Source organism: Streptomyces misionensis, from assembly GCF_007896895.1.
GTDB lineage: Bacteria > Actinomycetota > Actinomycetes > Streptomycetales > Streptomycetaceae > Streptomyces > Streptomyces misionensis_A.
Genome location: NZ_VOGW01000187.1, coordinates 100,968 through 114,311 on the forward strand (window position 1 = coordinate 100,968; position 13,344 = coordinate 114,311).

Sequence of the window (13,344 nt, forward strand, 5' to 3'; positions counted from 1 at the left end):
CCACCCGCGGGCGCCGGTGCCGCTCGTACGCGGCGAAAGCCCGTGCCAGGTCCGGGAGATCGCGCAGTGCCTTGGCGAGGACGACCGCGTCCTCCAGCCCCATGGAGGCGCCCTGCCCGGTGGCCGGGGAGGCCGCGTGGGCCGCGTCGCCGATGAGCAGGACGCGGCCGGTGTGCCAGGTGGCGCCCAGCGGCATCTCGGTGGCGTTGGTGACCATGAGGGGGCCCGGGGAGGCGGCGACGAGCGCGGCGGCGGGCGTGGTGTCCTTGCCCAGCACGGACAGCAGATGTTCGCGCGGTACGGCGGTCCGGGCGGCCGGGGTGCGGCCGGGCAGCGGGTCCTCGCCGACGCGGGCGAACCAGTACGCCTCCCCCGCCGGTGAGACGGCGTACCCGAAGGCGCTCGCGCTGCCGCGCACCATGGTGATCACGCCGCTGCCGGTGGCTCCCGGGGCGCCGGGCGTGTAGCCGTAGTAGACGCGCTGTCCCGCGTAGCGGGGCCGGACGCCGGGAGTGAGGACGCGGCGGACGGCCGAGTTCAGGCCGTCGGCGCCGATGAGCAGGTCGCCGGTCGCGGTGGTGCCGTCGGCGAAGCGGGCGGTGACGCCGTAGGGGCCGTCCGTCACGGACGTCAGCCGGGCGCCGTGGGTGAGGCGGATGCCGCGCCGGACCGCCTCGCCCTGGAGGGCGGCGTTCAGCTCGCCGCGGCGCAGACAGCGGTACCGCAGATCGGGTTCGGCGACCTCGCCGAGCGGCACATGGGCCAGTTCGGCGCCCTCCGCGTCGATCAGGCGCAGTGAAGTCAGCGGAAAACCGACGGCCGTGACGGCGCTCGTGGCGTCGAGTTGGGCGAGTGCGCGCATGCCGGTGCCGGCCAGGGTGAGGAAGGCGCCGATGTCCTCGGCCGAGCCGGGGTGCGCCTCGTACACGCGGACGTGACAGCCCGCCTTGCGCAGGCCCAGCGCCGCGGCGGTCCCCGCGATGCCGCCGCCGATCACCAGTGCCCTGATCGCTGCCGTACCGGTCATGTGCCGCTCCCCATGCCGACGGTGGTGGCGACCATCCAAGTACAGCGGCGTCCCGGCGGTGCCGGGCGGGGCCCGGATCCGGACAGGGGCGGGCGGTCCGGCGGCGCGCGCCGGTATGTGTCGTATGTGCCCCCGGTAGCCATCCGTGCGGTCGGGCCGTGCCCGGTTCCGCCCCTCGTGTGCGGGCGTTTCGGCCGGTGAATTGGGTACGCACCCGGCCATGCGGGTGAGCTTGGTGGATGCGGGATCGAACACGGTGCGACTGGTGATCGCGGATGTGGAGGGGGGTGTTCCGCTGCCGGTGCACACCGTCAAGTGGAAGCTGCGCCTGTCCGAACAGGTGAGTGCGGACGGCACCATCGCCGAGGAGGCGGTGGAGCGGCTGGTCGAGGCGGTGGCCGAGGCGGGTGACATGGCGCTGCGGTGGCGGGCCGCCGGCCCCCTGGCGTTCGCGACCGCGGTGGTGCGGGAAGCGCCGAACCGTCAGCAGGTGCTGGAGCGGGTGGCGTCCGGGACCGGTATCCGGCTGTGCACGCTGCCGGGCGAGACCGAGGCCGAGCTGACGTTTCTGGCGGCCCGCCGCTGGCTCGGCTGGAAGGCGGGCCCGCTCGCGCTGCTCGACATCGGCGGCGGTTCGCTGGACGTGGCCTTCGGGCGGGGCCGGCTGCCGGACTTCGCCGCGTCGCTGCCGCTCGGCGCCGGCCGGCTGACCCGCGAGTACCTGCACGTCCAGGACCCGCCCGGGGCCGCCGAGCTGAAGGAGCTGCGCCGCCGGATCCGGCATGAGCTGCGGGACGTGGCGGCGCGGATACGGTGGGAGAGCCCGCGCACGGCGGCTGTCAGTTCCCGTACGTTCCAGCAGCTGGCCCGGCTGTGCGGGGCCGCGCCCGGGCGGTTCGGTCCGTTCGAGCCGCGTCGGCTGCTGCGCCGGGACCTGCGGGAGGCCGTGCGCACCCTGTCCGCCCTGCCCGCCGCCGAACGCGCCCGGCTGCCGGGTGTCTCCGCGCCGCGTGCCGCGCAGAGCCTGGCCGGTGCCGTCGTCGGGCACACCGCGCTGAAGCTGATGGGGCTGCGCCGGGCCGTGGTCAGCCCCTGGGCGATCCGCGAGGGGGTGCTGCTGCGCTATGCCGAGGACGGGGCCGACTGGTGGGCCGAGGCCGGCGGGGCCCGCGTCACGGTGGCCCCGGCCTCGGCGGTGTCGCTGCGGAGCATCTCGGGGCCGCCCGCGTGACACGGCAGAGGGGCGGCCGCCCGGCCGCCCCTCCCCCGCTCGTACGACCGGTCAGTGCAGCGTGCGCACGTCGATGGTGTAGATGCCCCGGCCGTGGGTGGCGGCGTAGAGCGTGCCGCCGTCGGGGCTGGTCTTGAGCTGGAGCACGGCGACGGCGGGCAGGTCGCCGACGCGCTTCCAGGTGGTGCTGCCGGGCGCCCGGTGGACGACGCCGAGGTCGGTGGCGACGGCGAGGCCGCCGTCCGCCGTCACCAGCGCGGAGTCGGTGGGCACGTCGGGCAGGTTGCCGGAGATGTCCTTCCAGGTGGTGCCGCCGTCGGTGGACTCGAAGACGTGGCCGTCACCGGCGCCGGGGCCCTCGGTCCAGTGCCGGGAGAAGCCGTTGACCGTGAGGTAGACGTGGTCGGCGTCGTGCGGGTCGACGGCGAAGCCGCTGAGGTAGCGGTTGGGCACCGTGCCGTCCACGGGCAGGTTGATGTCGTGCCAGCCGGTGCCGTCCGCGTTGCCGACGGCGATGCCGCGGGCGAAGCCCACGCTGTCGCACGGTCCGCACCAGGCGGCGTAGACCTTGCCGCCGGAGGCGGCGACGGCGGTGGCGGTGCGGCCCTTGCCGAGGTCGTGGGCGCTGGTCCACTCGGAGCCGCTGCGGATGGCGTAGCCGTGGTGCTGCACCCAGATGTGCCGGCCGCCCGCAACCCAGGTGTCGCTGTCCTTGAGGTCGGCAAAGAGCGGGGCGATGAAGCGGGCCTCGCCGGTGGCGTTGTCGGGCGGGGCGACGGAGTACGACGTCACCTTGCTCGGGTCGGTCTCCCAGCTGCCGTCGTTCACGGCGCAGTTCTGGGTGACCTGGACGGCGAGGTAGACGTACTCCTGGGCGATGTTGCAGCCGTTGGCGGGATCGGTGAGGGTGTCGCCGCCGTCGCCGCCGAAGTTGGAGCCCATCACCGTGTCGTTGCTGCGCAGGATGGACTGGCCGTTGTCCTGGAGACCGCCGGTGACGGAGACGCCCCCGTGGTCGAGGTCCTTGCCGATGCCGACGGAGTAGTACTCCAGGGTGTCGATGGTGCCGTCGTTCAGGGACGTCCAGTCGGTGGCGTGGCCGGAGGCGTCCTGGGAGCCGTCGAGCGGGCGCCTGTAGATGCCGCCGTCGTTGCCGACGTACACGAACGACTTGCCGTGGTAGCTGCCGATGGCGACGCCGTGCTGGTCGGAGTGGGTGGTCGGGTTGCAGTCACCGGTCTGCTTGGCCGGGTCGATGCTCCAGCAGGGGAAGGTGAAGTTCCAGTAGGGGCCCACCGTGGACCAGGTGCTGCCGCCGTCCCTGGTCTCGTAGACCTCTTCGAGCCCGGCGTACACGTGCCGCGCGTCGCTCGGGTCGACGGCGAGGAACTGGTTGTACCAGGCCTGCACGCCCGGCATGTAACCCTCGGAGGTCAGCGCCGAGTTGTCGGCGGCCAGCCCCTTGTAGTCGGCGATCTTCGTCCACGGCCCGGTCGGCGAGCCGGACCGGGAGACGAAGATGCCCTCCAGGCCGCTGTCCGGGTTGGTCTTGAGCTGCTCCGGGGACTGGTCGATGGCGTAGTAGCGGGAGCCGTCGGCGGACCGGGCGAAGGTCACGTTGCCGACGTCGTCCGGGTCGGCCGGGAGGTCGCCGAGGCCGCTGGTGATCCGCGTCCAGGCGCCGTCGACCTCGGTGTAGAAGCCGTTGTAGTCGTCGCCGCTGCGCCAGCCGACCGCGAGGACCACCTTGCCGGGGTCCTTGGGGTCGATGGCGATGTCGTTGGCGATGTTCTTGTACGCGGCCGACGGGTCGTTCGCCTTCGGGCCGTTCGGCAGGTAGTCCGGGTTGGGCGCGAACTCCAGCTTCCAGGGGCCGTCGAGGTTCCTGGTGGAGTGGCTCCACACGCCCTCGCTGGTGGCCGCCCACACCTTGCCGCCGCCGAAGCGCAGCTCGTGGATGGTGGTGCTCTCCAGCTCGTCGCCGCCGACGCGGGTGCGCCGGGAGAAGCTCTGGTGGTGCGGGTGGGCGAGCACGTAGACGCCGCTGCCGAGGTAGGCGTCGGAGTTGGTGGTGGCCTCGCCGGTGCCCAGCCACAGCCGGCCGCCGCCGTCGACCGCGAGGGCGCCGGTGGACTGGGAGGGCAGATCGTCGCTGATGGGCTGCCAGTGACCGCCCCCGGTGTGCGAGCGCCACACCCCGCCGCCCGCGCTGCCGGCGTAGACGTAGCCGTCGTCGTCGGCGGCGACGGCGGCCATGCGGCCGGTGACATTGCCGGAGCCGCCGCTGGAGTTGGAGTCGTAGTCGCGGTAGCGCGGGTCGTCCGAGTTGTACGGCAGATCGGTGATGTTGCGCCAGTTGCCGCCGGTGCTCTTGAGCTTGGCGAGGTCGTCCCAGGCGGCGCCGTACGCGCCCGGGGCGACGATGCCGGGCGAGGTGCGGGCCTCGGCGTACTGGTCCGCGCCCTCGGCGATCTCGTCCGCCTCGTTGCCGCCGTCGCCGTCCCCGGACAGGTGCGGCGACATGGCGCCGACCGAGTGCGTCCGCTCCTTGGCGAGTTGGTCGAGGGCGCGGACGCCGAAGGGGCTCGCCGAGCGGCCGGCGGCGGACGAGGGTATCGCCACCAGCGCGGCCGACGCGGTGATCGCACAGACGGTGAACCACCGTCTTCTGCGGGGTGTTTGGGACACCAGGCCTCCCTGAACAGGCATGTGGTTCTGCCGACGCAGGAGACCCGATCACAGGAACGGGCAATATTCCACCACCCTGGTGAACTTTTGACACGTACGCGCCAGTAATAGACTCACCGCACGTCACTGTGCCTGCCGGGGCGGCGAGTTGTCCGCGTTGGCGCGCGTCCCGCCGTCGGGCCGGTGGGCGCGAGTCCCCCGGCCCGCGACGTCAGGACAGCCCGTCCAGGAACCGGCCGAGACGGCCGTCCAGGTCCAGCGCCTCGGTCTCCCGGGTGGCCGGCACCAGTTGGTAGGTGCGAAGCAGCCATCGGCCCAGGGCCGGCAGCGGAGCGACGAGATGGGCAAAGCCGCCCGGCGGGGCCAGCAGGATGTGCAGGAGCGCCTGCGCGCCGGTTCCGGTCGGCCAGACCCGTATGTCGCCCTCGCCGCTGGACGCCAGCGTCCCCCGGGCGAGCAGTTCGCGTGAGATGACCCAGGCGATCGGGCCCTGGACGGGGTCCTGGAAGAGGAACTCCACCAGGAGCGGGTCCTGTGCCCGGTAGAGCAGGTGGGTCGGCACCGGGAGCCGTGGGCCCAGGGGCGACACGAGCTCCATGCCGAGCATGTGGTCCACGCAAGTGATCATGGCTCTTCCACGTTCGGTGGCCCGGGTCACGGAGGAAGGCGCGGGGACGGCGGCCGGTGTGACGGCCGCCGCTGTCCCTTGAAACGGCCGGGACGCCGCCCCCGCGGTCCGGAACCCCTGCCGCACGCGCGCGGCAGGTCTCTCAGCGGTCCGAGGGACCGTGGGACTCGGGGGCGAGGTGGGCGTATCCGTGTTCGCCGGCCCAGCGGAGCTGGTCGAGGACCCACTGCCGGCGGATGTCGGTGTGGTCGTCGCCCGTCCGGGCGGCGGCGGAGACGGCCGCGACATGGCGCGCACCGGGGGCTTCCGTGGCCGCGGAGGCGGGGCCTGTGACGGCGAGCAGGCCGGCCACCGCGGCGGCCGAGGCGATCGCGACGGCGAGCGGGCGCACATTCCTCTTGCCCATGACTTCTTCTCCTTGTTCACCCCGTGACACTGCCGGGCAATGTCACGGACAACGCCTTTTGTCAGGCACTTGAGACACTAGCCCCATATGGTTGAATCGTGAACCATTTTGGTGGTGAGGTCCGCCACGCCCTCGCCACACAGGTGGTGGCATCGCGCCCCGGCAGCGTGGCCGACGCGGATCACCTGGGAGATCCTGAGATCGGCGAGGGCGCCAGGGAAAGGCTCCGAAGGGCAGTGATCGATCATGGTTGGACCGGCGACCAGTGACCGTGCCGAACCCGGGGACCCCTTCTGCGCCGACGACGCCGTGGCCGTGACGGCTCCGGACGGCGCCCTGTCCGCCTGGAGCCCCGGGGCGCAGCGGTTGCTCGGCTACTCCGCCGCCGAGGCGCTGGGCCGGCCCGCGACGGATCTGCTCGCGACCGCCCTGCCGGGGTCCGCCCGGAAGACTCTCGCCGGGCGGCGGCGCTGGACCGGTCCCGCGGTACTCCGCGACCGCGACGGCGCCCCGGTGGTGTGCCGGCTCCGGATCCGGCCGCTGACCACCGCGGACGGGGGCACCGGCTGGTTCGTGGAGGCCGCGCGGCGGCAGCGGGGCGCGGCACCGGGCGAGCCGGCCCCCGCCGCGGACCGCACCACGCCGCGGCGGCAGGAAGAGGAGGAGACGGAGGCGGAGGCGTCCCGAGCCGAGGACCAGCTCCTGCGCTGGGCCTTCTACCAGTCCCCGTTCGCCCTGGCCGTCCATGACACCAAGGGCCGGTTCCTGCGGCTCAACGCTCCGATGGAGCAGCAGATGAAGGCGGCGGAATCGGAGCTCCGCGGACGCCTGATCACCGAGCACCTGCCGGACCCGTCGTTCGAGGCGTCGGGGCGCGCCGTGGAACGAGTGGCGGCCACCGGCGTCCCGGAGCGGTTCGAGACCCATGCGCGCGTGCCCGGGGAACAGTACGCGCACGCCTGGATCGTCCATGTGTTCCCGCTCAAGGACCCGGCCGGGGCGGTGCGCGGCGTCCATGTCGCCGCGCTCGACTTCTCGGAGCAGTCCCTGTCCCGCGAGCGGCTGGCCCTGCTCAACGAGGCCAGCAGGCGGATCGGCAGCAGCCTGGACGTCATCCGCACCGCCCAGGAGCTGGCCGAGGTGTCGGTGCCCGGCGCCGCGGACTTCGTCTCGGTCGAACTCCTCGACGCCGTACTGCACGGCGACGAGCCCGCGCCGCTCCCCCTCGACGGCCCCATGGAGCTGCGGCGCACGGCGGTGTGCTCCGTCTCGTCGGCCGTCGTCACGGTGGGCGACCTGGTCCGTTACCCGGAGGTCTCGCCGTTCGCCCGCTGCCTGGCCACCGGCCGCGGCTGCGCCTACCGGCTCACCGACCCCGAGGTCGTCCGCTGGCTGGCGCAGGACCCCGAACGTGCCGCCTGGGCCCGGCGGCACCACCCGCATTCGATGATCGCGGTGCCGTTGCGGGCCCGGGGGGTGAACCTCGGCGCCGCCCTGTTCACCCGCACCGACCCGTCCCTGCCGCCGTACGCGGAGGGCGATCTGAGGGTCGCGGAGGAGCTGGCGGCCCGCGCGGCCGTCGCCATCGACAACGCCCGGCGCTACACCCGCGAGCGCACCACCACGCTGGCCCTCCAGCACAGCCTGCTGCCCCAGGGCATCCCCGAGCAGGCCGCCGTGGACGTCGCCGGGCGCTATCTGCCCGCGGTGTCGCGAGCGGGTGTCGGCGGCGACTGGTTCGATGTGATCCCGCTGTCCGGCGCCCGCGTCGCCCTGGTCGTGGGCGACGTGGTCGGCCACGGGCTGCACGCCTCCGCCGCCATGGGCCGGCTGCGCACGGCGGTACGCACGCTCGCCGATGTCGATCTGCCCCCGGACGAACTCCTCGCGCAACTGGACGACCTGGTCATCCGCCTGAGCACCGGGCTGGAGACCGGGGCCGAGCCGCCGACCGCGGATCTCGGGGCGACCTGTCTCTACACGGTCTACGACCCGGTCTCCCGCACCTGGTCGCTGGCCAGTGCCGGGCACCCCTGGCCCGCCCTGCTGACCCCGGGCGGCAGGGCGGAGTTCATCGAGCTGCCCACCGGTCCGCCGCTGGGGCTGGGCGGGCACCCCTTCGAGTCCGTCGAGGTGTCGCTTCCCGAGGGCAGTCTGCTCGCGCTGTACACCGACGGTCTCGTCGAGGGCCACGACCGGGACGTCGACACCGGCCTGCGGCGCCTGCGCACGGCGCTGGAGGCCGCCGTCCCCTCGCTGGAGACCACGTGCGACCACATCCTCAAGGCGCTGCTCGTCGACCGGCGGCCCGCCGACGACGTCGCGCTGCTCGTCGCCCGCACCCACGCCCTGGACGACCGGGCCGTCGCCCAGTGGGACATCATCGCCGAGCCGGCCGCGGTCGCCGAGACCCGGGCGCTGGCGACCGCCCAGCTCCACGCCTGGGGCCTGGACGAGCTGGTCTTCGTCGCCGAACTCGTCATCAGCGAACTGGTGACCAATGCCATCCGTTACGCCGCCCCGCCCGTCCAACTGCGGCTGATCGTGGACAGAACGCTGATCTGCGAGGTCGCCGACGGCAGCAGCACCGCCCCGCATCTGCGCCGGGCCCGCATCCTCGACGAAGGCGGCCGCGGTCTGATGCTGGTGGCCCAGCTCACCGAACGCTGGGGCACCCGTTACACCGGCACCGGAAAGATCATCTGGGCGGAGATGGCCCTTCCGCGCGAAGGGACCGCGCCGGCCCGGACGTGACGGGCCGGCCGGGCCGGACACCGCGGTCCCGGCGGCGGGGCGGGCGGGAACTCGCCCAACCACCTTTCCGCGCACGGCGGATGGCGACGGCTGGCAGACTTCCCGATCATCCGGCCCCGATGCGGCCCCGATGAAAGGCGGTACGTCATGACGTCCCTCCCCGCGCCCGCCGAACTGCTTTCCGCCATGCCGTTCGCGGCCGGCCTCGGCATCGAACTGCGCCGGGCCACCGCCGAGCGTGCCGTCGGCTCGCTCGCCTGGTCGCCCGAGGTGTGCACGGCCGGTGGCGCGCTGCACGGCGGGGCGCTGATGGCGCTGGCGGACAGCGTGGGCGCGGTGTGCGCGTACCTCAACCTGCCCGAGGGGGCCGCCGGCACCTCCACGGTGGAGTCCAAGACCAACTTCCTGCGGGCGGTCACCTCGGGCCACGTGCACGCCACGGCCCGCCCGCTGCACATCGGCGGCACGCTCATCGTGGTGCAGACCGAGCTGCGCGACGACCTGGACCGGCTGGTCGGGCAGACCACGCAGACGCAGATCGTGCTGCGCGGGCAGGCCGGCTGAGACAGGACCGACGAGGGGCCGGACCGCGCCCGAAGGCGGGGTCCGGCCCCTCGCCGTGGGCGCGGGAGCACCCTCGCGTCCGCCCGCGGTCTTGACATGAACCTGTGTCCCCTTCGAGGCTTCGTGCGTGAAGTTGCTTGATTCTCCGTTGTTTCGAGCGCTTCCGTGCACGCTCACCAGTCCGCAATGACGCGAGGGGAGCTGTTCAGCCGTGCGAAGACTCCGACACCGTGTGCCCTGGCCGGCCTGGGTGCCGCTGGGGCTGGCGACCGCCTTGGCGGGCACCGCGCTGGCCGTCCCGGCGCCCGCCGCGGCCGCCGCCACCGGCGCCGTACTGGATGCCGCCCACAGCAGTGTCAGCTGGCAGAGCCCGGTCTACGCCAAGGGCACCGGCGGCGGCCCCGGGGACTGCCCGGCCCCCGGCGCCGACCCCGGCAACACGGTCTGCGACCGCTTCGACCTGACCGTCTCGGTGCCGGACGGCTACTGGGACGACAACCCCGAGGGCGGCATCCCGCTCTCGATCAGGTGGGAGCACCCCACCGACGACTTCGACCTGTACGTGTACGACGACCACGACACGCAGGTCGCCTCCAGCGCGGGCACGGCCGACCCCGAGGCCACGGTGATCCCGCGGGCGTCGGGGACGTACCACGTGGTGGTCGTGCCGTACGACGTGCACGACAACTCCTTCACCGGCACGGCCTATCTTCCCTCGACCACGGACGCGGGCGACCTCACGTCCTTCTCCGGCCGCGACGGCGGCTACACGATCCGCGCCGGGCAACTCCTCGCCCGGGCCGACTTCCTGACGGGCGGCCGACTGCGGCTCCAGGCCGATCCGTCGGGCTCGCTGAGCGATCCGGCCGGCACCGGGATCGTGCGCGAACAACCGGCGGCGGACCGGCGCACCTCGTCCTTCGACGCGGGTGACTACTACGGCATCCGGTCCCCCGAGGCCGTGCTGCGCGTGTACAAGAAGCCGCTGCGGTTCGGGCTGTACAAGGCGGACAACCGCACCCGGATCTGGCAGGAGGACAAGCCGCTGCGCTGGTCCACGGGCGGGATGCGGCAGAGCCTGGACCGCGGCGCCGACGAGCAGTTCTTCGGCGGCGGCGAGCAGAACGGCAGCTTCTCGCACCGCGGGCAGACGATGTACGTGGCCAACAGCTTCGACTGGGACGAGGGCGGCTACAACAACTCCCAGCCGTTCTACCTCTCCAGCGCGGGTTACGGGGTCTTCCGCAACACCTTCGCGCCGGGCGTGTACACCTTCGGCTCGCCGGTGACCACCGGTCAGCAGGAACGGCGGCTCGACGCCTACTACTTCCTCGGTGACGCCAAGCAGGTCATCGGCGCGTACACCGCGTTGGTGGGCAAGCCGTTCATGCCGCCGGTCTACGGCCTCGAACCCGGCGACTCCGACTGCTACCTGCACAACGCCAACCGGGGCGAGCGGCACACCCTGGACGCCCTGAAGACCGCCGACGGGTATGTCGACCACCAGATGCCGCTGGGCTGGATGCTGGTCAACGACGGCTACGGCTGCGGCTACGAGAACCTCCCGCAGACCGCGCGGGGCCTGAAGGACCGGCACGCCCAGCTCGGCCTGTGGACGCAGGACGGCATCGACAAGCTCGCCGACCAGGTCAAGGCGGGCCAGCGGGTCGCCAAACTGGACGTGGCCTGGGTCGGCAACGGCTACCGGTTCGCGCTGGACGCCTGCGACGCGGCGAAGAAGGGCATCGAGGACAACAGCGACGCGCGCGGCTTCGTCTGGCTGCCCGTCTCCTGGGCGGGCGCCCAGCGCTGCGGGGTGCTGTGGAGCGGCGACCAGCAGCTGTCCTGGGACTACATCCGCTGGCAGATCCCGGCCTACGCCGGGGCCACCATGTCCGGCATCGCCTACAACACGGGCGACGTGGGCAGCATCTACCGCCACGACGCCAAGATGTACGCCCGCGACCTCCAGTGGAAGGCGTTCCTGCCGGCCATCATGACCATGGACGGCTGGGCCACCGACCTGACCACCAAGAAGCCCGCCGACCAGCAGCCGTGGCTGGACGGGGAGCCGTACACCTCCATCAACCGCAAGTACCTCCAGCTGAAGGAGCGGTTGCTGCCGTACATGTACACGCTGTCGCGGCAGGCGGCCGACACCGGGGTGGGCGCGGTGCGTCCGCTGTGGCTGGAGTACCCGGACGACCCGGACACCCTGGGCGCCGCCGCGAAGTACGAGTTCCTGTCGGGCCCCGACTTCCTGGTGGCTCCGGTCTACCAGGACACGGACACCCGCGACGGCATCTATCTGCCGAAGGGCACCTGGACCGACTACTGGACCGGCCGCACGTACCAGGGGCCGACCACGGTGAACGGCTACCACGCCCCGCTGGACACGCTCCCGCTGTTCGTGCGCGAGGGCGCGATCGTCCCCATGTGGCCCAAGGGTACGACGAGTTGGCAGACCCGGGACCGGCACGAGCTGGACTGGGACCTGTATCCCTCGGCGCACGCCACCGACCACTACACGCTGTACGAGGACGACGGCGTGACCCGGGACTTCGCCAAGGGCGCGGCCGCCACCCAGCGGGTCTCGGTGCGGCGGGACGCGGGCGGGACGACCGTGTCGGTCGGCGCGAGCAAGGGCACGTACACGGGCAAGGTGGCCGCGCGGGCGTACCGGTTCACCGTGCACGGCCCCTCCGCGCCCGCGCGGGTACTGGTGAACGGACGTCAGCTCCCCTCCTCCGCCTGGTCGTTCGATGCCGCGACGCATGTCACGACGGTCACCACGGCGAGCCTGCCGACCGACCGGGGCTTCAGCGTGCGCCTGGTCGACGAAAGGTAAAGAGTTCGTATGGTCTAGTCCAAAGACGGCTTTGGTCTAGTCCAACTTATTGACGTGACCGCAACAGCTCCCAGAGGGTGGGGCTCCTCCCCACCCGGGCACACCCCCACCCTCTGGAGGCACGCAGTGAGACGTCTTCACGCATGTCTGAGCGCGGCGGCCGCGGTCACCCTCGCCGCCGCGGGCACCACCGCGCTGGTCGCGACCAACGCCTCGGGCGCGACCGCGAACAGCGCCCTGAGCAACCGCTGGTACGCCGCGGCCCCCTATCTGATGCCGCTGGACAACGACCCGCCGGACGCGGCCGCCATCATGGACGCCACCGGGCTGAAGGCCTTCCAGCTGGCGTTCGTCCTCGCCCCCAACGGCGGTGGCTGCTCGCCCACGTGGGGCGGCACCGCGGCCGTCTCCTCGGACACCGCCGTGAAGTCGGTGATCGACACCATCCGTGCCAAGGGCGGCGACGTCTCCGTCTCCATCGGCGGCTACGGCGGCACCAAGCTCGGCCAGGCCTGCTCGGACGCGGCCTCCACCGCGGCGGCCTACCAGCAGGTCATCACCAAGTACGGCCTGCACGCCATCGACTTCGACCTGGAGGAGCCGGAGTACGAGAACACCGCGGCCATCAAGAACGAGATCGGCGCCGCGAAGATCCTCCAGCAGAACAACCCGGGCCTGTACGTCTCCGTGACCACGGCCGGCACGGCCGACGGCACCGGCTGGTTCGGCAAGCAGATGCTGCTGGAGGCGAAGTCGCAGGGGTTCACCCCGAACAACTTCTCCATCATGCCGTTCGACGGCGGCTTCAACGGGGCGGCCAGCCAGACCAGCGCCCTGACCAACTTCAACTCGATCCTCCAGTCCACCTTCGGCTGGGACGCGGCCACGGCCTACGCCCACGAGGGCTTCTCCGGCATGAACGGCCGCAGCGACACCGGTGAGATGTTCACCCAGGCCGACTTCCAGACGGTGCTGGACTACGCGACGAGCCACAACATGGACCGCTTCACGTTCTGGTCGCTCAACCGCGACCGGCAGTGCAGCCCGCCGGACAACGGCGGCCGCACCTCCGGGACGTGTTCGAGCGTCGCCCAGAACAACTGGGACTTCGCCAAGTACTCGGTGAAGTTCGCGGGCGCCACCCCGCCGAGCGGCACCCCGACGCCCACCCCCACGCCCACCTTCCCCGCCGCTGCTC

The 13,344-nt window shown here is 72.5% G+C and carries 9 protein-coding genes; 5 read left to right on the forward strand and 4 right to left on the reverse strand.

Going from position 1 to position 13,344, the window contains the following annotated elements:
* Positions 1-1,027: FAD-dependent monooxygenase (locus FRZ03_RS33055; RefSeq protein WP_146468847.1), on the reverse strand; the 1,027-nt coding region annotated here is incomplete at its 3' end.
* A 220-nt stretch (positions 1,028-1,247) separates the two neighbouring features.
* Between FRZ03_RS33055 and FRZ03_RS33060 the strand changes: the two genes are divergently transcribed.
* A complete protein-coding gene (locus FRZ03_RS33060) occupies positions 1,248-2,258 on the forward strand; it encodes a Ppx/GppA family phosphatase (RefSeq protein WP_186785754.1) in 1,011 nt (336 codons plus the stop codon).
* A 51-nt stretch (positions 2,259-2,309) separates the two neighbouring features.
* On the opposite strand, the gene FRZ03_RS33065 is transcribed toward FRZ03_RS33060, so the two are convergent.
* The 3 genes from FRZ03_RS33065 to FRZ03_RS39560 all read right to left on the reverse strand — a co-directional run bounded on the left by FRZ03_RS33065 (position 2,310) and on the right by FRZ03_RS39560 (position 5,980).
* Positions 2,310-4,946, reverse strand: a complete 2,637-nt coding sequence (locus FRZ03_RS33065; RefSeq protein WP_146468750.1) for a WD40/YVTN/BNR-like repeat-containing protein — start codon at positions 4,944-4,946, stop codon at positions 2,310-2,312.
* A 211-nt stretch (positions 4,947-5,157) separates the two neighbouring features.
* The gene (locus tag FRZ03_RS39555; protein ID WP_186785755.1) at positions 5,158-5,574 is read right to left on the reverse strand and encodes an SsgA family sporulation/cell division regulator; all 417 of its coding nucleotides are present in this window, start codon (positions 5,572-5,574) and stop codon (positions 5,158-5,160) included.
* Positions 5,575-5,716: 142 nt separating this feature from the next.
* Positions 5,717-5,980 (reverse strand): hypothetical protein, encoded by a 264-nt coding sequence (locus FRZ03_RS39560; RefSeq protein WP_186785756.1) that lies wholly within the window; start codon positions 5,978-5,980, stop codon positions 5,717-5,719.
* A 246-nt stretch (positions 5,981-6,226) separates the two neighbouring features.
* Between FRZ03_RS39560 and FRZ03_RS33075 the strand changes: the two genes are divergently transcribed.
* The 4 genes from FRZ03_RS33075 to FRZ03_RS33090 all read left to right on the forward strand — a co-directional run.
* Entirely contained in the window at positions 6,227-8,734 is a 2,508-nt protein-coding gene (locus tag FRZ03_RS33075) for a SpoIIE family protein phosphatase (RefSeq protein WP_146468752.1), read from the forward strand.
* Positions 8,735-8,881: 147 nt separating this feature from the next.
* Positions 8,882-9,298 (forward strand): PaaI family thioesterase, encoded by a 417-nt coding sequence (locus FRZ03_RS33080; protein ID WP_146468753.1) that lies wholly within the window; start codon positions 8,882-8,884, stop codon positions 9,296-9,298.
* 211 nt (positions 9,299-9,509) lie between these two features.
* Positions 9,510-12,146, forward strand: a complete 2,637-nt coding sequence (locus tag FRZ03_RS33085; protein WP_261399442.1) for a glycoside hydrolase family 31 protein — start codon at positions 9,510-9,512, stop codon at positions 12,144-12,146.
* A gap of 126 nt (positions 12,147-12,272) precedes the next feature.
* Positions 12,273-13,344 (forward strand): chitinase (locus FRZ03_RS33090; protein ID WP_186785757.1); only part of this gene is annotated, 1,072 nt, incomplete at its 3' end.

Coding starts and splice junctions, on each gene's coding strand:
- FRZ03_RS39560 (WP_186785756.1), bottom strand. CDS start 5,980: ATGGGCAAGAGGAATGTGCGCCCGCTCGCCGTCGCGATCGCCTCGGCC.
- FRZ03_RS33060 (WP_186785754.1), top strand. CDS start 1,248: ATGCGGGTGAGCTTGGTGGATGCGGGATCGAACACGGTGCGACTGGTG.
- FRZ03_RS39555 (WP_186785755.1), bottom strand. CDS start 5,574: ATGATCACTTGCGTGGACCACATGCTCGGCATGGAGCTCGTGTCGCCC.
- FRZ03_RS33080 (WP_146468753.1), top strand. CDS start 8,882: ATGACGTCCCTCCCCGCGCCCGCCGAACTGCTTTCCGCCATGCCGTTC.
- FRZ03_RS33075 (WP_146468752.1), top strand. CDS start 6,227: ATGGTTGGACCGGCGACCAGTGACCGTGCCGAACCCGGGGACCCCTTC.